Genomic DNA, 20075 nt, shown 5'->3' on the forward strand with positions numbered 1-20075 from the left:
TCTGTTTTTTTTTCTTCCTTTCTTCTCTTTTTCTCTCCCTTTCTTCTCCTTTCTTCGCTCAAAAATCTTCGCTCGAAAAATCACCGGCCTGCAGCGGAATTTTCTTCCCCCCTGGCCGGATTTTTTTTGTACGGGCTGATTTGTTCGGGCGGGGATTCGGTAAAAATAATACAGGTTCTTCGCCCTTTTCAGAGCGCCGAAGGCGCCTCGAAAGCCGCATGAAATCGCGTGCCGCAGGCTTTGTGCGGCACAGCCGCGCATCAGTGCGGCGTTTTCAATGATGTCTTTTCATCGAAAATCAGTATTGGTGCTTTACAGTGGACGTTTAGCGCAAGACGAGATGGCTTTTTCTCCTGTTGCAAGAATACAACTAACCTGCATCAATGAGATGAAAATACAGTATACACTGTGAAGATTTTACTCAATTATTTTTTTTCGTTGTTTTTCTTGGCGATAAATCGCAAACTTTTATGACATTCGTGATAGAATTTAATTGCTTCAAGAGGGGTTTTCTGTATATTTGTCTTGTGGCGTTGCAGTTTGCATTTTAGTGAGGGGTTTTATCGTAGACGGGGTTAGAAAGGAAAAGGGAGACCTTTTCGATTTTATTGAGATACAGCAGATCCTAATTATCATCAAGGGGGAGTTTCGAAATGGCAAAGCACTGGAAGACAATGGATGGCAATATGGCCGCAGCGCACGTCAGTTACGCGTTCACTGAGGTCGCCGCGATTTATCCCATTACGCCTTCTTCGCCGATGGCTGAAGACTGCGACGAATGGGCTGCGCAGGGGAGAAAGAATATTTTTGGCCGGGTTGTCGAGATCTCGGAAATGCAGTCCGAAGCGGGCGCGTCAGGTGCTGTGCACGGTTCTCTGAGCGCCGGGTCTTTGACGACGACTTTTACGGCTTCGCAGGGTTTGCTGTTGATGATCCCCAATATGTATAAAATCGCCGGCGAACGTCTGCCTGCGGTTTTCGACGTCAGCGCCCGTGCCCTGGCGACGCATGCCCTTTCGATCTTTGGCGACCATGGCGACGTGATGGCCTGCCGCGGCACTGGATTTGCGATGCTGGCTTCTTCCAGCGTGCAGGAGACCATGGATCTGACTGCCGTTTCTCATTTGACGGCTATCAAGGCGCGCGTGCCGTTCCTGAACTTTTTCGACGGTTTCCGTACCTCTCATGAGGTTCAGAAGATCGAGGTGCTGGACTACGACGATCTGGCGAAGTTGGTCGATTACGATGCCATTGCCGAGTTCAAGGCCGACTCTCTGAATCCCGAGCATCCTTACACCAAAGGGACTGCTCAGAATCCCGACATCTTCTTCCAGGCCCGCGAAGCCTGCAACCGTTTTTACGATGAGCTGCCCGAGACGGTCGCGCAGTACATGGAGCAGATTTCCGCTCTGACGGGACGCGAGTATCATCCGTTCAACTACTACGGCGATCCCGAGGCGGAACGCGTTGTCGTCTGCATGGGCTCCGCCTGTCAGGCGGCCGAGGAGACGGTCGATTACCTGATGGCCCGCGGCGAGAAGGTCGGTCTGGTCATCGTCCATCTGTATCGTCCGTTTAGCCCCAAATATTTCTTCAGGGTCCTTCCGGGCACTGTCAAAAAGATCGCCGTGCTCGACCGCTGCAAAGAACCGGGCGCGCTGGGCGAGCCTCTGTATCAGGATGTCTGCTCGCTGTTCGAAGAATACGCCGAAGCCGAGCGTCCGCTGGTCGTCGGCGGCCGTTACGGCTTGGGTTCCAAGGACACGACGCCGACGCAGATCAAGGCGGTATTCGATAATCTGAAGAACTACAAGCCCGTCAATCATTTCACGGTCGGCATCAACGACGATGTGACCTATCATTCGCTGCCTTTGGGCGAGACGATCAACGCCGCTCCCGAAGGAACGATCCGCTGCAAGTTCTGGGGCCTTGGTTCCGACGGCACGGTCGGCGCCAACAAGAACGCCATCAAGATCATCGGCGACAACACCGATCTCTATGCTCAGGGGTATTTCTCCTACGACTCCAAGAAGTCGGGCGGCATCACCGTTTCGCATCTGCGCTTCGGAAAAAAGCCCATCAAGTCGACCTATCTCATTGAGAACGCCGACTTTGTAGCCTGCCACAAGCAGGAATATCTGCACCAGTACGACGTGACCGCCGGCTTGAAGAAGGGCGGGGCGTTCCTTCTGAACACGCAGTGGACCAGCATGGATGCCCTCGAAGCCAACGTTCCGGCCAAGGTCAAGCGTTATCTGGCCAAGAACGACATTCAGTTCTACGTGATCGACGGTACGGACATCGCCCAGAAGATCGGTCTCGGCAACCGCACCAACATGGTCATGATGTCGGCCTTCTTCAAGCTGGCCAACGTCATTCCCATGGAAGACGCCGTCAAGTACATGAAGGACGCCATTCAGAAGTCCTACGGCCGCAAGGGCGAAGATATTATCAACATGAACAATGCGGCGGTCGATCAGGGCTACGGCGCTCTGAAGAAGATCGATATCCCCGCGGCGTGGGCCGAGGCAGTCGACGCTCCCAGGACCGAAGCTGCCGGTTGCTGCGAAGAGCGTCCTGATTTCATCAGGGATATCGTCGATCCGATCAACGCTCAGGAAGGCGACAAGCTGCCCGTCAGCGCTTTTGTCGGCATCGAGGACGGACGCTTCCCCAACGGCACTTCCGCTTTCGAGAAGCGCGGCGTTGCCGTTTTCGTTCCCGAGTGGAACAAGGACAAGTGCATTCAGTGCAACCAGTGCTCGATGGTGTGCCCGCACGCAACCATTCGTCCCGTGCTGCTCGATGAGGAGGAAGCCGCTCACAAGCCGGCCGGTTTCGAGACGCTGCCGGTGAAGGCTCCCAAGGAGCTTGCCGGCCTTCAGTTCCGCATTCAGGTCAGCCCGCTTGACTGCCTTGGCTGCGGCAACTGCGCCGATATCTGCCCCGTGAAGGCTCTTGAGATGAAGCCGCTGGCCTCCCAGATGGCTCAGGCGGACAACTGGCATTTTGGCATCGATCATGTCAGCGACAAGTCCGACCGCGTCAACACTCACAACATGAAGAACAGCCAGTTTGCCACTCCCTACTTAGAGTTCTCGGGGGCTTGCGCCGGCTGCGGCGAGACGCCGTACGCCAAGCTGGTTACGCAGCTTTTCGGCGACCGCATGATGATCGCCAACGCCACGGGCTGCTCGTCCATTTGGGGCGCTTCCGCTCCCAGCATGCCCTACACGACCAACGCGCTTGGGCAGGGCCCCGCCTGGGCGAACTCTCTGTTCGAGGACAATGCCGAATACGGCTATGGCATGGCCATGTCCGTCAAGAACAGCCGCAACGATCTGACGGCCAATGTCGAAGCGCTGCTCGCGTCCGACAAGCTGCCCGAGGAAGTTCGCAAGGCTCTGCAGGGTTGGTACGACGTTCGCAACGACGCAGCCGGCAGCAAGGCCGCAGCCGAGGCGGTGTACGAAGTGCTCGATTGCGATCTCGGCGACGAAAAGCTGAACGTCAAACTGGCTCGCGTCGGCGACCTGGCCGATTATCTTGTCAAGAAGTCCATCTGGATCTTCGGCGGTGACGGCTGGGCGTACGACATCGGTTTCGGCGGTCTGGACCACGTTCTTGCCAGCGGCGAGAACGTCAACGTTCTTGTTTTCGACACCGAGGTGTATTCCAATACGGGCGGTCAGTCTTCCAAGTCCACGCCCACTTCTGCCGTCGCCAAGTTTGCCGCGGCCGGCAAGAAGGTTGCCAAGAAGGATCTCGGGCGCATCGCCATGACGTATGGTTACGTCTATGTGGCTCAGTGTGCCATGGGCGCCGACAAGAACCAGCTGGTCAAGGTGCTGAGCGAGGCCGAGGCTTACGACGGGCCGTCGCTGATCATCTGCTACGCGCCCTGCATCAATCACGGTCTGAGGGCCGGCATGGGCAAGAGCCAGGAGCAGGAGAAGAAGGCCGTGGAAGCCGGTTACTGGCATCTGTACCACTACAACCCCGAGCTCGAAGAACAAGGAAAGAATCCTTTCGTCCTCGATTCCAAGGAGCCCAAGGCTTCGTTCCGCGACTTCCTGATGAGCGAGAGCCGCTACACTTCGCTGGCCAAGACGAATCCCGAAATGGCCGAGCAGCTCTATGCAAAGGCCGAGCGCGACGCCAAGAGACGTTATTGCGTGTACAAGAGTCTGGCTGAGGCCAAGCCTCTTGAAGCGGAATAACTTTAGCGAATCATGATGTGCACAGAGGCAGGGGCTGAGATCTTCGGCTCCTGCCTCTGTTGTAATTTGGATCGCTTTATGTGGAACGGTTTTATACTGTACTGATTTTCAATAAAAAACGGATCTATAAAAGGAGTGCTTGAAAAAGCCGCGTTTCGAAGAGCGTTAAGCCTTTGAGGAGCGGCATCGTGCAGTTTCCGATGCGCCTTTGCTGCCATAAAAGTCGTGCCCTTCTTAAGGAAAAACGGTATGACTCGCATCGCAGATTCTCATCGGCCGATTTGTGTCGCGGTGGTTCTGCATTTTTATCGGCAATTGAAATAAATTTGTTTAAGTTATACGAATTAATCTGGCTATAGCCTCTAGGAACTGTAAAGGTATTGACATCGCTTTATTGGCGAGTAAAATGACTAATCACGGAAAGCAAGCGAAATAATCTATCAATATTTCATCTCAAGGATAAATTTTGAAAAAGAAAAGTCTTCAATAACTTTGAAGAATGACGCCGAGTGCTTGTCGGTAAGCTTTCTGGGTTTTGTGGAGACACGTCTCATCTCAAGGAGGAGTTTTGTATGGCGATTGTGGCACGCTGGGAGTGGCGGACCTTTGGCAAGGGAGACTTCGGCGTCGGCGAGAAAACGCTGCGGGCCCTGCCGATGGATTCGAACAAGAGAACCGACGAAGAATACATTCTTTCCCGAAACAGCGACGAGAACGTCAAGATCCGCTTCGATCTTATCGACGTCAAGTCTCTGCAGAAGGTCAATGCCGACGGCTTGGAGCAATGGCTGCCGGTTCTCAAGACGGGGTTCCCGATCGCCGCGGACGAACTTTCCGCGCTGGCTGAAATCCTCAAGGTGGAACTGCCGGAGCTTGAGCGTGCCGAATACACTCACGACCAGTTTATCGAGGAGCTCGTCGTGCCGCATAAAGATCTGGAACTTGTTCAGGTGAAAAAGGATCGCGACATTTACAAGATTGACGGCGCCACGGCCGAGATTGCCGCCGCGGAATTCAACGGCGTGGCGTGGCGGACGATGTGCGTCGAGCACGAAGATCCCGTTTTGATCATGAAAGTCGTGGAAAAACTCGGCATGAAGGGCGTGGAGAACATGAATTACATCCAGGCCATGAAGAAGTCGGTGGGGATCAGGTAAGATGACGCAGAGAAAAGCGATCGTCGATGTCGGCACCAACTCGATCAAGTTCTGCTTGGCGGAAGGGACCGGAGCCGGCGGTTACAAAGTCGTCAAGGACGTCAACGACATCGTCCGCCTCGGTGAAGGGCTGAAAGACACCGGCCGCATCGGCGCGGAGGCGTTGGAGCGCAACGCGCGGTCCGTGGCAAATTTTGTAGGCGAGGCGAAAGCGGCCGGGGCCGATGAGATCGTCGCCGTGGGGACGATGGCTCTGCGCGTCGCAGAGAACGCCGCGGATTTCATCGCTCGCGTCAAAGAGCTCTGCGGCGTGGAACTGCGCGTACTTTCCGGCGAAGAAGAAGCGCAGCTTTCCTACGTGGCGGTGATGTCGGGCATCAAAGGGGCCGCCGAGACCGATCTGATGACGATGGATACCGGCGGCGGCAGCACGGAGTTTGTTTTTGGCAAAGCCGGCAAGCTGGTGAGAAAGTTCAGTCTCAACGTGGGCGCCGTCCGCTTTACCGAGCAGTACCTCGCGGCAATGCCCGTCGCCGCGGATAAACTGGCGGAAGCGCAGGCGGCCATTGCCAAAGAACTGGGCGACGGCGGCGTTGCCGGCCCCGTCGCGTTTCTTGTCGGCATGGGCGGCACGGTCACCAGCATGGCTTCGGTGAAGCATCGGATGGCTCGATATGACCCCGACGCGATTCAGGGATCCACACTGAGTCTCAATGACGTAAACGCTCAGATCGCGGACTATGCGGCCAAAACGCTGGAGCAGCGCCGCGAGATCGTCGGCCTTCAGCCCAAGCGGGCAGACGTGATCCTGGCCGGAGCCTGCATCGTCAAGGCCGTTCTCGAACTGACCGGCGCCAAGGAAATGACGGTCAGCGACCGCAGCCTGCGGCATGGTTTGCTGTTTCAGCTCTTTAAGGTTTAAATAACCTCTGTTCTCCGGGAAATGGTCTCGGGGATAGAGAAGCGGCTGACAAGGAGGAGGGTGTTTCATGAAATTCCGTAAGGCAATGTCGTTCGTGCTCGCTCTGAGCGCGGTTGTTTTCGCGGCAGCCGCGTGGGCGGCTTATCCCGAGCGTCCCATCCACGTGGTGAATTACGTGGCTCCGGGCGGACTGATGGACGTGACCAGCCGCAAGTTCATCTCTGTCGCTGCCAAGTACACCGACGCGACTTTTGTGGTCGAGAACGTGACGGGCGCCGGCGGGCTGGTGGGGCTGGGGCACGTGCTTCAGCAGCCGGCGGACGGCTATACGGTTTTCGCACCTACGACCGCCGTCGTCAACAAGGTCTTGTCCTCCAAGAAAAACGAGGACGAGATGATCTGGAGCATGGAATGGGTCGCGATGCTGATGCGCGATCCCGAGTGCGTCATCGGCGCCGCGGAAGGCGATTTGAACACGTTCGAAAAAGTCGTCGCCGACGCCAAAGCCAAGAACGGCGCTCAGTTGTGGAGCGGTCCCGCCCCCGGCGGCAACGATCATGTGCTGGCGACCAAAGTCTGGCGCATCGTCGGCATGAAGGCCAAGTGGGTTCCCTACAAGAGCGGCCCCGAGGCCATGATGGGAACGCTGAGCGGCCAGAGCGTGGCCTACGTGGGCAATCCCGCCGATATGGCCGGGCGTCCCGGCTACAAGATCCTCGCCCTGTGCCGTGCCGAGCGCCTGCCGCAGTTCCCCGATGCGCCGACGTTCAAGGAACTGGGGTATGAAGGTCTGGACGATGAGATCATGTGGCGCGGTTTCGCCATCCGCAAGGGCGCGCCCGAAGAGGCCTACGCGTGGTGGGAAGATCTGAACAAAAAAGTCGCCGCCGATCCGGAATGGAAAGAATATCTTGAGCGTGACGGCATCGACGTGGTCGACTGGGGACGTAATCAGTTCACCGCGCAGGTCAAAGCCGATGTGGAGAGCGCCAAAATCGCTTTGCGCGAAGCCGGGATGATCAAGTAAACGGACGGCACGGCATCAAAAGCGGTCTCTGTTTTGTGGTTCACGAAACAGGGACCGCTTTTCGAAAGAGAGAGGTGTCGATATACATGCAGTCAATGCAGGAACTTGCCCTGTCGCTGAACAATCCTCGTGGTCTGGGCATGATCGTCGGTGTCTGCGCGGCAATTCTTGCGGTATCCGCGCTGTTTTTCGTTGTCTGCGGCAAAAGGGACCGGCTGGGGGCGTTGCTGGTGCCGACGGCTTTTGTCGAGCTGTCCGTCGTATTTATCTTTCTGACGAACAGCCTTGAAGAGATGGGAGGCATGGACAGCAGTTCGAAGCTGATGCCCTATCTGTGGTCGCTGCCGCTGCTGGCCGTTTCCCTGTTTCAGCTGATTCGCACGTGGCGGGCCCCCCGCCTCAAAGCCGTTGGGCATGGCCGCGTCGATAAAGTTTTCTGGGCTTTTGCGATTGTGGCGGCGGCCATCTCGCAGTTCGGCACGCTGGGATTTTTCGTTTGTACGGCGGCCATGCTGGCGCTGCTGATGCTGCTTCTGGGCGAGCGGCGAATCCTGCTGATCCTGGGGACCGCGGCCTGTTGGGTTCTGTTCACGTGGTTCGTTTTCAACAAGGTGCTTCTGATCGGCCTTCCGGCAGGGACGCTTTTCAGCAAACTGTTCGTGTGACGGGGAGCGATGACGATGGATTTGTTGACAAACCTTTGGTCGGGGCTTCGCAATCTGATCGGCGCCGGTCCGTTTCTCATTGTCACCGCCGGCGTCGTCGTCGGCATTCTCGGCGGAGCGATGCCGGGCATGTCGCCTTCGATGGCGGTGGCGATTCTGCTGCCGTTCACGTTTGGCATGTCGCCGACGATGGGGCTGGTGATGCTGTGCGCGATTTATCTGGCTTCGAATTACGGCGGTTCGGTCACGGCCGTCATGATCAACACGCCGGGAACGCCGTCGGCGGTCGTCACGGCTTTCGACGGCTATCCTCTGGCAAAGAGCGGCAAGCCGGGCTATGGACTGGGCATTTCTCTGGTTGCTTCCGTGTGGGGCGGCTTTATCGGCATTGTCATCCTGATCCTGTTTGCGGCGCCGCTGGCGAATTTTGCGTTGAAGTTCTGGCCGGCCGAGTACTTCTCGTTGGCCCTGATGGGACTGTCCACGGTCTCGTCCATGGCCGGCCGGAAGTGGGCGGAGTCGCTGATGGCGGTGCTGCTGGGGCTTGTGCTGAACACGATCGGCCTGGATCATGTCAACGGCGTGAGCCGTTTTACCTTCGACATTCTCAATCTGTACGATGGATTTTCTTTTGTGCCGGCGCTGATCGGTCTGTTCGCCCTCAGCGAAGTCTTCGCCAACATCGAGGGAAACGATTATCGGGCGTATGAAGCGGCGCAGGAGCGCGTGTCGGAGTGGCCGTCGCTCAAGATTTACCTGGGGCTGAAGTGGTCCATTATCCGTTCGAGCGTTCTGGGAACGCTGATCGGCATTTTCCCCGGCGCCGGCGGGACGATCGCTTCTTTTCTGGCGTATGATATGGAGAAGAGGTTGTCCAAACATCCCGAGACGTTCGGCACGGGGGCTTATGAGGGCGTCGCGGCCGCGGAAGCGGCCAACAGCGCCTCGGTCGGCGGCGCGCTGGTGCCGCTGCTGACGTTGGGGATCCCCGGCAGCGCCTCCACGGCGGTGTTGATCGGCGCCCTGATGATCCATGAACTGCGTCCCGGGCCGGAGCTCTTTGCGAAGCAGCCCGAACTGGTATATACTTTGTTCTCGAGTCTGTTTGTCGCGAATATCGTGCTCTATTTTCTGGGCACGTGGGGCAGCCGCCTGTGGATCAAGGTGACGAAAATCCCCAAGACCGTGCTTTATCCGCTGATCTTTGCGTTCGCGATCGTCGGCAGTTTTGCTGTTCGCTCGTCGGTGTTCGACGTCGGCGTGTGTCTCGGTTTCGGCGTGCTCGGCTGGATTCTGAAGAAATTCCATTATCCGCTGTCGCCGATCGTGCTGGGGCTGGTGCTGGGAGCACTGATCGAGACGAATCTGCAGATGACGCTGATCATGGGAGGGCCGCAGCTCCTCTATACGCGCCCTTTGAGCGCGGTGCTCCTGGCGATCACGGGCGTGATGCTTTTGGCGCCTATTTTCTCCGAACTGAAGAGTAAGAGAGCCGCAAAAGCGGATCGTTGAAATAAAACCGCCTCCTGCCGTGAAGAGGCGGAGGAGGCGATTGTGCTGTGCTGTATTTCACCAGCTTTGTCAATATCCTGGGAGGCTTGGCGCTGTTCCTTTTCGGCGTCGACCAGAGCTCGCGTTTTTTTCGTGAGAATATGAGCGCGAACGCAAGAAACTCGATGGCCCGTTTTACGAAGAAGAAAGCGCAGGCTTTTTTGCTGGGCGTGGTCCTTTCCGCGCTCACGCAGAGCAGCACCATCGCTACGTCGTTTGCCGTCGGCTTCGTGGATGTCGGCATGCTGAGTTTCGCCGGTTCGCTGATCGTGATGATGGGGGCCAGCCTGGGCGGCACGTTCGTGTCCTTCCTTTTGAGTCTGAATCTGTTCGATTACGCGCCGCTCATGTTCGGCGTGTCCTATTTCCTCTGCAAGGTCAGGAATAAATGGGTCAGTTCCGGATTCGGCGTGCTTCGCTGCCTGGCGTTGATCTTCCTCGGGATGCAGGTTCTGGGCTGGGGCACGAAAACGCTTTTTGCCGATCCCGAGTTCGGGCGGCTGATGACGCGCTGGGCGTCGGACGCGCTGGCGATGGGAATCATCGCTTTCATCGGCTCGGGCGTGCTGCAAAGCAGCTCGGCCATCATGGCGTTGGGGATCGCCCTGGCCGCTTCGAACGCTTTGCCGGCGACTTCCGCGCTGCCCATCGCTCTGGGGGCGCACATCGGTTCCACGACCATGGTGGTGTTGGCGGGCATGAGCGGTTCGCTCAGCGCGCAGCGTCTCGGATATGCGACGTTCTTCTTCAAGCTGCTGGGGGGGCTGATTTTCTTGTGCCTCTTGCCCTTCGTCCACAGGACGTTCGTTTCCCTCGGCATCTCCGCCGCCCAGGAACTGGTGTACGGGCAAGTGCTGATCGCGGCGTTCAACATTCTCGTCTTTCTGCCTTTCCCTCAGTTTCTCACGTGGATCGGCATCCGGCTTGTATCGGGCAGCGGCAGTCTGAGCGAACCCCGCTATATCGACGAGAAGATTCTGGATGTCCCCGAACTGGCGGTCATGCTTCTGTCAAAGGAAATGGGGCGCCTCTCCAACTACATGGAGGCTTATCTGCAGATGCTGCTCGAACCGCAGCAGCGCAACGGCGCGCTTTTCGGAAAACTGCCTCGGGCGATCGCCGATTTGTGCGAATCCTGTCAGGAGTTTGCCTATCATATTCGCGTTCCTGCCGAAGAAGAAAAAGTGTCGGAGGATTTTACGATCATCAGTTACACAATGTCGATCCTGCGCGGCATGTCCAAGCTGCTGACAGGATCGATCCGATCGCATCTGGAGTCAACGGCGGTTCACGACGCGCTCCGCGCTCTTTTGGGAAACGGCGTGTGGGAGCGCTGGTGCAAACTGTCGCGCAAGTGTATGCGGTCCGCTCTGTGCGCTTTTGTCATTGGCGAGAAAGGCCAGGTCCACGCGCTGGAGAGTCAGGAAGCGGAATTTGCCGGTCTGAGCAACCAGATCCGCCGTGAAGTGGGCGAAAGCGCTTCTTACGACCGCAACGCTTCTCGGGCTGTCCGGCTGGTGTCTCTGATGCAGGGGTTCTTGGCCATGGCGAAAGAGGTGGCCGAGGGCGAAGAGTTCACCAAGAAGCAGGCAAGATATTCGACCGGAAGAGCCTTTCCCGAGTGGAAGGAGGGGACTGTGAGTGGCGACTAAAAAGAGCGAATCAAGCGAGCGCAGTCTCGAAAATTATCTCTATTCGTCCGACAAAGCGCGCATGTACGCGCTCGTCCAGCAGATGACGATTGGCGCCAGAGAGGCTCTGGCCAAAGCCGTAGCGGGGCTGCGCACCCTCGATGTCGGCGCGGAAGAGGATGTCATCTGCGGCGACGACGCGATCGACGAACTGGAAGAGCAGATCGATCAAGAGTGCCTTTATTCCATCGCCATGCGGCAGCCGATGCGCGAGGACCTGCGCTATGTCTATGCGGTCATGAAGATCATCACGGATATCGAGCGCATCGGCGATCAGGCGGTCAACGTCGCCGAACGGCTGAAAGAATACGTCAACGATTACCACGGGCGCGCGCCGTTGCCCAAGATCGACGATCTGCTTGACGTTTCGCGCCGATGCAGCGAGATGATCGACGACTTTTTGCTTGCCCTCGATAAGGAAGACGGCGGCGTGCTCGCCGTGATCCGCGAAAAACGTCGGGAAACCGTGCGGATTTGCCGCAAATGCGCCGAGTCGTTGATGCAGCGTCTTTCTTCCCCTTATCTGGCGGAGACGCCTGCGGAAATCTTCATCGCGATTGATCTTTTTCGACATCTAAAGCGTGTGGCCGATCACCTGATGAACTTGGGAGAAAAAGTTTACTTTATCGCGACGGGCGTTTCTCCCTTGACCTTGAAAAGACAGCTCGTCAGCCAGGGCTGCTCCCATGAATATTCGCATCCTACCGAAAGCGCAAAATGAAAATGTGTCCCTATTCATGCGACTTTCCGACTCGAACATTGAATTGTCTTGGCGCCTTGAGGAGCCATCCGCATTGAATTGTTCCATGAGAACTCGGTATAAAGATGGGGTGGGGGGACGATCATCGTCTGCCCCACCCCATCTTTTATGCGGTGCTTCCTGCATGCATCCCAAGTTCTTCCGGAAGCGCTCGCTCCTAACGCATTCGGGGCGCGAAACGGGGCCGCTGAAATTTCTTGGAGGGAACAGATGAATTCACCGTCCGAAACGAGTATAATGGATGCGTTATAATGAGATGTATCGTGTCTTCCTTGATGCAGAATAAGCGTCCCACGTGATTGGCACCGTGAGAAAAGTATCTATGAGGAGTTGACGATTGCTCTTGGACCGATTGGACAAGAAAAACAGCCGCAGAGTTTTTTGGAGCTTGATGGGTTCGATGATTTTGGCGACAGCCGGGGCTATCTCTCTGGCAGTTTTCGAAGCTGAAGATTTGCCTGCCTATAAGGATTTTCCGCTTTCCGCTTTTTTCCCTTCTTTTGAAGCGCGTGCGGCTCTGGCTCACGGGCAGATGGTTCAGCTTGAACGGGAAAATACCAGCGGCGTTATCTCGCCCCTGCTCCCGGATTCTCCCGAATTCGAGGAGAGTGGCCTGATGCTGGATGAGGTCGTTCCCGAGGAAGATCCTCTTGGCGGCGGAAGGTTGGCGATCCTTCCCGCGATGAATGGGAAACAGTCTTTCGATCAGCCGTTGCCGGTGCATGACCCTTTTATGACGTTGTCTCTTTCGGAGCTGAGCAGTCAGAAAGCCGACGACAGCAACGTCATTGTCCGGCTGCTGGGTGAGAAGGACGAGATGGGCGAAGATATCGATGAGCGTCCTTGGCTGGAACACACTGTTGGTCAGGGCGAACGGATGGTCGATATCTCGCGGAAGTACGGGATTCTTGTCGCGACGATAAGCAAGGCTAATAACATCAGCAATCCTGACAAGCTTTCGTCGGGGCAGGTTCTCCTGATTCCGCGCACGGAAGATTTGCTGGAAGACGTCTTGGAAGAACAAAAGAGCCGCGCCGAGGAAAAACTCGCTTCCAAACAGAGAGCGGATCCGGTAAAATACCGGAAGTATACGGTAAAACCGGGCGACTCTCTGTGGACCATTGCCAGCGCAAATAACCTCAGCATCGATTCTCTTTATGGAACCAACATCCTCCGCACGCCGGATCGGCTTTCTCCCGGCATTGTGCTGCGCATTCCCAATCAGGACGGATTGAGCGTCAAGATCGCCAAAGGGCAGACTTTAAACGCGCTTGCCAAGAAATACGGCGTCGCCGAGAGGGCGATCCGTATGGCGAACGGATTAAGCGATAAAGTGGAATTGAATGCCGGTCAAGAGGTATTTATCCCTGGCGCAAGCCAGTCTATTGCCGTGTATCGGGGCAGTTCAAGCGGCGGAGGCATGTCGCGGACGGCTCCCCCCGTTGCCAAAGCCGCCAGTGGAGCGGCTGGCCGTTTTTCCTGGCCGGTGGTGGGAAAAATCTCGAGTCCATTCGGCTGGCGCCGGCATCCGATTCGACGTGCCAGGATTTTTCACGCCGGAATAGACATACGCGCGCCCCGGCATACTCCTATACGTGCTTCGCGGGGAGGCCAGGTTATCTTTTCCGGCTGGATGAACGGTTATGGGAGGACGGTCATCATTCGTCATGACAGCACGTATACGACTTTGTACGGTCACTGCCAGTCGTTGATGATCCGCAAGGGACAGAACGTGAAAAAAGGGACTGTGATCGCCACAGTGGGATCGAGCGGGCGCGCTACGGGGCCGCACGTTCATTTTGAAGTGCGCCGCAGCGACAGCCCGACGAATCCGATGAGCTATCTGCGCTGAAAATAGTGAAAGACAAGAGGAGCGAGAGACATGAAAAAGGTAGGAATCGTTTTACTTGTGTGCAGTCTTCTGGGAAGCGCAGCGGGTGCTGCCACGGACACGACAGCGGCGAAACAGATTGATTGGCTGGAAAATGCGATTTATGGTTCAGTGCGTTCAGGCGGTTTGATTTCAAGACTTGACAGCGTAGAGAAGGATCTTTACGGCACAAAACTTCAAGGCACGTTGGCGGAGCGCGAGTCTGCTCATATCGATTACCTCGAGAAGGGAACCGAAGGGCAGCCGTCGCTTCTGTACAAGATGAGCGTGGCTGAATGGGGCCTTGAGATTTTTAATAATGCCGATAAGCCGCTTGTCGAAAGAATTCCCGTTGTTGAAAAAAGGCTCGAAGGAAGCTCCATGGAAGACAAGCCCATAGCGATGCGAGTGGAACGGGTGCTCGGTATGGTCGTCTCCGATCCTGTCACCTCCGAGCCCGTTGAAGTTCCTGCAGGAACGGTCGTTCGCCTGCAGCTGATGGAAACCTTGAAACCTTCGGTAACCAAAAAGGGCGATCGGGTTTTGTTAAAACTCACGCATAATCTTATCGTGAACAATAAGCTTGTCGCCCCTGTGGGCGCTCCTGCGGAAGGGCTTGTCACGTCAGTCAAGAAACCGCGCAGTTTTGGCCGCCCTTCTGAGATCAGAATCTCGGTGAAGTCCTTGAGAACTCTGGGAAGTCCGACTTTGCCTCTGAGCGAGGGCGAAGCCTCCAAAAAGGCGACGGAGTTTGAAGCCAGTTATGCGGCGGCAGCGGGAACAAGCCTTGTGGGCGCACTTGCATTGGGGCCGTTGGGGCTGGCGGGCGGATTCTTTATCCGCGGCAACGCCAAAGAAGTGCCGGCGGGGGCCATCATGTACTCTGAAACCGAGAAAAACGTCTCGGTTCCTGCATATCCAATCCCTGCCTCTTTGGGAGCGTTGGCGAACGATAAATATGTCGATGTTTTGAGCGGTAAAACCGTGAATTTGCAGAAGGTGAACGAAGAAAAAACGAAAGTGGAGAACGCTGCGGAGCCCCCCAAAAAGGCAACCGAGATTGACAACCTCTAAACCGCAAGAGACTTTGGAAAGGAATGGTCATGTGCGGCGGAATTGCATAAGAGCCTTGGTCATCGCATTCGTTGCGCTTGCACTGGCCCTCTGGGGAAGAGCTCTGAGGCGCGATCTTGATGTCATGGGAGCCCTCGTCGATATCGGCAAGGAATTGAACTGGGAAATAGACGGCGTTACAGCAGTTCGCAACGTCGGCAAGGATCAGTGGAGAATCAGCGCGGAGAAAGTCGTGCGCGACCATCCTGTGGAGTATTTGAACAAAATTTCAAGCCAAATCGTGGGGCCATCCGGTTTGCGCACGATCAACGCTCCCACTGGAGCCTACGATCATGAAAACGGCACGTTGACGTTGCGTGATGCCGACGGAATATGGCAACGTTCTGAACATCCTTTTGAGTGGAAGACGCCGGAAGCCCGCTGGGAGCAAAAAAACGACGTGTGGAATTTTCCTCGGGGAGTGACCGTAAGCGGCGACGTTTATACGTTGGTCTGCAGGAATGCGGTTATGGACGGACAGCGCAAGATACGTGTCAAAGATGGATGCATACGGTGGTGGAGTGAATGACGAAGTATTCGACGTGCCTCGGGGGGCTCGTGCTTGTTTTTTCTCTGCTGGCGCCGACAAATGACGTTTGGGCGGCGCAGAAAAAGCTGCCCGAGGTCACAGCGGACACTCTGCCTGTCGTCCTCGAGGCGGACAGCATTGAGTTTGACGAAGTCAATCATCTTGCCACCGCGCAGGGACATGCCGTGGCGCGTTATGCCGATCTGGTGTTCCGAGCGGATCGAGTGACGCTGGATGCGGAGACGAATGTGATCAGAGCGTTCGCCTCCGCCGGAAAAAAAATCAAAATCCAGCGTCACAATACGGACACGTTGACGGGTGATTTTCTTGAGTATCATCTGAACGATTCAACCGGATATCTCGAAGGAGCCGAAGGATCGTCAAAAGTCCCTTATGGGGCCGTTTACATCAAAGGAGCGCGCGTTGAAGTTGCGGACCCGCAGACGGCCCACGAGAAAAAATGGCTGCGGGGAAGTTATCTGCGGGGAAGCGCCCCTGACAGCGCCGTCGTGCGTTGGAACGGCGCTTCATATACAACCTGCAAGCAGGAGCACCCCCATTATTTGCTTCGTTCCAAGAGAATCGTCATGGTCCCGGGGAAGTATATCGTGCTCCATCATCCCCGGGTTTATGCAGGTTCCGCGTATCTGTTCACGATGCCGTTCAATATGGTCGTCAATCAAAAGCCCAAGTCGAAAAACGTTACGACGATCAGGCCGAACTATGACAGCGACAAACACTTGGGGCTGGAAGCGCGCTCGACCTTTTCCTGGAACAACGGACAGCTTGCCCTCGGCGCGGGGATCTGGCAGGAAGGCATGTTCGAATATCAGGCGCGCGTCGATCAACAGATTGCCTCCTGGCTGTCCCTGTATGCGGGAGACAATCATCAGTACGACAGCAGTACGGATGAGACCAAGTCCCGTCCCTTCTGGGGGGCGGCGTTGGCGCATTCCGGCTGGGCCATGGATGTCGGCTGGGCCCAGAGAGAAAAACGCTCGGTCGTAAGAAAGCCCGGTCAGAAAGAATATGAAACGACGCTTTGGCGCGATCCGGAAGTGGGACTGACCTCTCCCTGGGTCGGACTTCATATTGGCGACTTTTCTCAGTATGCTCGCTTCAAGGGAAACTGGGGAAGATTTCAGGAAACGGGAGTCAAGCGAGGGGACTATCGGGGCGATTTTATCGAGCGCTATGGCTGGGGAATCGATTACTACACCGAATATCCCTTTCGGCTCGGCGCCTGGACCATCTCTCCCTTCTTCAAAGGCGATTACTGGAATTACGGCTATAAGAACGACGGCAGCGATCGTCAGATCGTGACGATCGGAACATTGGGCGTCAGGGCATCCTGCGGCGGCTTTGAGATCGGCTCCGCATTCGAGCAGAAAAGGGTGTCGGGCCGTTCCGCGTTTGGCAATGGCTGGGATCGCAATTATGATACGGACACCTTTTATCAGCGCGTGGGCATAAAGATCGGGCCTTCTCTTACCTTTGCGGTGCAGGGAGTTTTCGATCTGACCGGCAACAAGAATGAACTGTCTTCCATGGGGTACATCCTGACGTACGACAACAGCTGCTGTACGCGTTGGGAGCTGACGGTGAACGACGATCTGACGGACAGCAATAACAACGACTGGATCACGTTATCCTTTGCCATCACCGCGTTCCCTGACAGCCGGTTTAAAATGGGCAACGAGAGTTTGAGCAATCCCTTTGGGCGTCCCGGCGGTTTGGCTGTGCGCCGGCAGCGCTATGAACCGACTCTTATGGAAAAGGACGGCACGGAACAGGCGGAAGAAGCAGAGATCATAATGCCTAAATTCGATATTTAGAGAGAGCTTTGTACGGAAACGATAAATCAGGTCATGCCGGTTAAGCTGTACCCGACATGACCTGATTATTTTTTTGCGATTGATGAAATCCGAAAAAACGACGCGAAGCGGCCGTACTTTCTTGCCACAAAATTTACACAAACGGAAATGAGTGGGATATAATAGAAAAGAGGCACAGCCCATCATGCTGAGCCTCTCAGCGTTTTTATGTCGCGCTCCGCAAAGAACTCGGCAGCTGGAATTATTTGACTCTGATCTTGCGAATCTTGAGCTTGCGGATTCCCATCGGAACCTTGACGGGCACTTCGTCCCCCACTCTTTTGTTCATCAGGGCCCGCCCTACGGGGCTCACGGAAGAAATGAAACCTTTTTCCGGGTCGGATTCTTCCGAGCTGACAATGGAATAGACGAACTCCTTATTGTGGGTGATATCCATGATGGTCACGGTCGTCCCTACCGAAACGTGCGAATTGTCCAAACTGGCCGAATCGATGATTTTGGCGCGTGAAAGCTGATATTCCATGACCTGGATCTTGCCTTCGAGCTTGGCCTGGTCATCCTTGGCCGCGGCATATTCGGCATTTTCGCTGAGATCGCCGAAAGAACGGGCCTCTTCGATCCTGCGGGCGATTTTATAACGTTCTTCGCTTCTGAGCTGTTTTAATTCGGTGCTCAGTTTGTCATACCCTTCCTGAGTCATTAAAACAGCATCGTCGTTGTGCTTGTGTTCAGCCACTTTTATACCTCCAGTTGGGGAAAGAAAGATTGAAATGCAAAGATGCCTTATGAAACTCTATTTTAGCAGAAGTGTTCTTTCATTGCGAGAGTCATCGCAAAAATTATAGACAAGGAATGTTGAGATGAAAAATAATTCGAAAAGTGCAATATCAACGCAGCCCGCAACGGCGTCACCCCAGAGAAGGGGCAACAAAGGAACGTACAGCCGGCGCGCGATCAGCGAAAAAGGGACGGCAATGAACGTCTCACGCGCAGCCTATGCCCACAGAAGAAAAATTGCCTCTGCGCCGACTGAAACGCTGAAGTTTATTCCCTTGGGCGGACTGGGGGAAATCGGCAAGAATATGTACGCCATAGAGTACGGAAACGACATTGTGGTGATCGACGCCGGCCTGATGTTCCCCGACGAGGAGATGCTGGGCATCGACTTTGTCATTCCCGACATCTCCTATCTTGAAGAAAATCGGAAAAAAATCCGCGGCATCCTGATCACCCACGGGCATGAAGACCATATCGGCGCGCTGCCGTTCGTGCTGCCCAAACTGGACGTTCCCGTGTACAGCGCCAAACTTACTCTGGGCATGATCGAGGGGAAGATGCTGGAAGCCGCGCCGCGGTACAAGCCGCGGCTGGTGGAGGTCAAGGCCGGGGAAACCGTTGCGCTTGGCGTCTTCAAAGTCACGTTCATTTCCGTCTGTCATTCGATCCCCGACGCTTTGGGGATCGCCGTGGAGACGCCCCTCGGCATCGTGCTTCATACGGGGGATTTCAAATTCGATCCCACGCCCGTCGACGATCATGTCACCGATTACGCCGCTTTCGCCGAACTGGGGCGGAAGGGCGTGCTGCTCATGGCTTCCGACTCCACGAACGCTGAACGCGAAGGTTTTACAAAATCCGAAAAGTCGTTGATCGGGGCCATCGACAATCTTTTCCGCACCTATCGCAACCGGCGCGTCATCATTTCCGCTTTCGCCAGCAACCTTCACCGCGTCCAGCTGGTCCTTGACGCGGCGGCGCGCTTTAACAGAAAGGTCGTCTTCGCCGGCCGCAGCATGGTCAACAACGTCGATCTGGCGATTCGCCTGGGGTATATCAAGGCCGAGCCGGGGACTGTCGTCCCATTGGCGGAGATGGATTCTTACAACGATTCCCATCTTGTCGTGATGACGACCGGCAGTCAGGGAGAACCTTTTTCCGGGCTTGTCCTGATGAGCAAAGGAGCTCATCATCGGGTCAAGCTTGACAGCAAGGATGTGGTGGCTCTTTTCGCCAATCCTATCCCCGGCAATGAAAAACTGGTCAGCAACACCATCAACAGACTTTTCGAGCTGGGCTGCGAAGTCTTGTACGGCAGGGAGGCGGGGCTGCATGTTTCCGGACACGCCTCCAGAGAGGAGCTGAAAATGCTTCTCAGCATGGTGAAGCCTAAATATTTCGTTCCCGTTCACGGCGAGTACCGCATGCAGATCCGTCATTCGCAGCTTGCCGAAGAAGTGGGAATTCCCGAAAAAAATGTTTTCATTATGAACAATGGCGACATCCTTTCGATTGCGCGGAATTCGGCCGGAGTCAAAAGCAAAGCGCCGGCCGGCGCCGTGCTGGTAGACGGTATGGCGTTGGGGGAGAAGGAAGGCTCGATCCTGAAGGAGCGCCAGGAACTTTCGGAGAACGGGGTTCTTGTGGTCTCCGTAACGCTCGACAAGAAGGGGCTTCTTGTCGGCGAGCCTTGTTTCGAAAGCTACGGTCAGATCCATTTCAAGGACGCGGAGGGGATGCGCCAGGAGTTTTCCGAAGCCGTCCGCCGCGCTTTGAAACGCGAGCTGCCGGAAGACGACGAGCTCTTGAAAAAGCAGATTTCCCTGCGATGCAAGGAGTTGCTGAGGAAGTACATGCGCAGCGCGTCCGCCGTGATTCCGTTGATCGCAAGGTTATAACGGGACATTGAAATTTGTTCAGAGCTTTTGAGCTCTGAACAAATTTTCTGACGGATAAAT

General features: G+C 55.7%; 15 protein-coding genes. 14 read left to right on the plus strand and 1 reads right to left on the minus strand.

The window, feature by feature from the left end; translation table 11 throughout:
- The 13 genes from FYJ74_RS11650 to FYJ74_RS08540 all read left to right on the plus strand — a co-directional run.
- Window positions 1–281, plus strand: a 281-nt coding sequence (locus FYJ74_RS11650) for a hypothetical protein (RefSeq protein ID WP_195838871.1), incomplete at its 5' end; no start/stop codon positions are given.
- A 372-nt stretch (window positions 282–653) separates the two neighbouring features.
- Window positions 654–4220 carry a pyruvate:ferredoxin (flavodoxin) oxidoreductase gene (gene nifJ / locus FYJ74_RS08485; RefSeq protein WP_154529153.1) on the plus strand — a complete coding sequence of 1189 codons (3567 nt, stop codon included), beginning with the start codon at window positions 654–656 and terminating at the stop codon, window positions 4218–4220.
- A 572-nt stretch (window positions 4221–4792) separates the two neighbouring features.
- The gene (locus tag FYJ74_RS08490; RefSeq protein WP_154529154.1) at window positions 4793–5377 is read left to right on the plus strand and encodes a hypothetical protein; all 585 of its coding nucleotides are present in this window, start codon (window positions 4793–4795) and stop codon (window positions 5375–5377) included.
- A 1-nt stretch (window position 5378) separates the two neighbouring features.
- The gene (locus tag FYJ74_RS08495) at window positions 5379–6299 is read left to right on the plus strand and encodes a Ppx/GppA phosphatase family protein (RefSeq protein ID WP_154529155.1); all 921 of its coding nucleotides are present in this window, start codon (window positions 5379–5381) and stop codon (window positions 6297–6299) included.
- Window positions 6300–6366: 67 nt separating this feature from the next.
- Window positions 6367–7326: a tripartite tricarboxylate transporter substrate binding protein gene (locus FYJ74_RS08500; RefSeq protein ID WP_154529156.1), complete on the plus strand. Its 960-nt coding sequence runs from the start codon at window positions 6367–6369 to the stop codon at window positions 7324–7326.
- 86 nt (window positions 7327–7412) lie between these two features.
- A complete protein-coding gene (locus tag FYJ74_RS08505) occupies window positions 7413–7991 on the plus strand; it encodes a tripartite tricarboxylate transporter TctB family protein (RefSeq protein WP_154529157.1) in 579 nt (192 codons plus the stop codon).
- 15 nt (window positions 7992–8006) lie between these two features.
- On the plus strand, window positions 8007–9503 hold the full coding sequence (locus tag FYJ74_RS08510) for a tripartite tricarboxylate transporter permease (RefSeq protein ID WP_154529158.1): 1497 nt from the start codon (window positions 8007–8009) through the stop codon (window positions 9501–9503).
- Between the two features lie 47 nt (window positions 9504–9550).
- Window positions 9551–11194 (plus strand): Na/Pi symporter, encoded by a 1644-nt coding sequence (locus tag FYJ74_RS08515; RefSeq protein ID WP_154529159.1) that lies wholly within the window; start codon window positions 9551–9553, stop codon window positions 11192–11194.
- On the plus strand, window positions 11184–11954 hold the full coding sequence (locus tag FYJ74_RS08520; protein ID WP_154529160.1) for a phosphate signaling complex PhoU family protein: 771 nt from the start codon (window positions 11184–11186) through the stop codon (window positions 11952–11954). Before FYJ74_RS08515 ends, FYJ74_RS08520 begins: the two co-directional genes overlap by 11 nt.
- Window positions 11955–12336: 382 nt before the next feature.
- Window positions 12337–13845, plus strand: coding sequence for a peptidoglycan DD-metalloendopeptidase family protein (locus FYJ74_RS08525; protein WP_154529161.1), 1509 nt, complete (start codon window positions 12337–12339; stop codon window positions 13843–13845).
- Between the two features lie 30 nt (window positions 13846–13875).
- The gene (locus FYJ74_RS08530) at window positions 13876–14937 is read left to right on the plus strand and encodes a hypothetical protein (RefSeq protein ID WP_154529162.1); all 1062 of its coding nucleotides are present in this window, start codon (window positions 13876–13878) and stop codon (window positions 14935–14937) included.
- A gap of 55 nt (window positions 14938–14992) precedes the next feature.
- A complete protein-coding gene (locus FYJ74_RS08535; protein ID WP_195838872.1) occupies window positions 14993–15505 on the plus strand; it encodes a hypothetical protein in 513 nt (170 codons plus the stop codon).
- Complete coding sequence (locus FYJ74_RS08540) at window positions 15502–17340, plus strand: LPS-assembly protein LptD (protein WP_154529164.1); 1839 nt, start codon at window positions 15502–15504, stop codon at window positions 17338–17340. Before FYJ74_RS08535 ends, FYJ74_RS08540 begins: the two co-directional genes overlap by 4 nt.
- A 241-nt stretch (window positions 17341–17581) precedes the next feature.
- On the opposite strand, the gene greA is transcribed toward FYJ74_RS08540, so the two are convergent.
- A complete protein-coding gene (greA, locus tag FYJ74_RS08545) occupies window positions 17582–18076 on the minus strand; it encodes a transcription elongation factor GreA (RefSeq protein ID WP_320633465.1) in 495 nt (164 codons plus the stop codon).
- Between the two features lie 238 nt (window positions 18077–18314).
- On the opposite strand from greA, the gene FYJ74_RS08550 reads away from it, so the two are divergent.
- Window positions 18315–20015 (plus strand): ribonuclease J, encoded by a 1701-nt coding sequence (locus tag FYJ74_RS08550; RefSeq protein WP_229769431.1) that lies wholly within the window; start codon window positions 18315–18317, stop codon window positions 20013–20015.
- Window positions 20016–20075: the final 60 nt, after the last annotated feature.

Source organism: Pyramidobacter porci, from assembly GCF_009695745.1.
In the GTDB taxonomy this organism is placed as follows: domain Bacteria; phylum Synergistota; class Synergistia; order Synergistales; family Dethiosulfovibrionaceae; genus Pyramidobacter; species Pyramidobacter porci.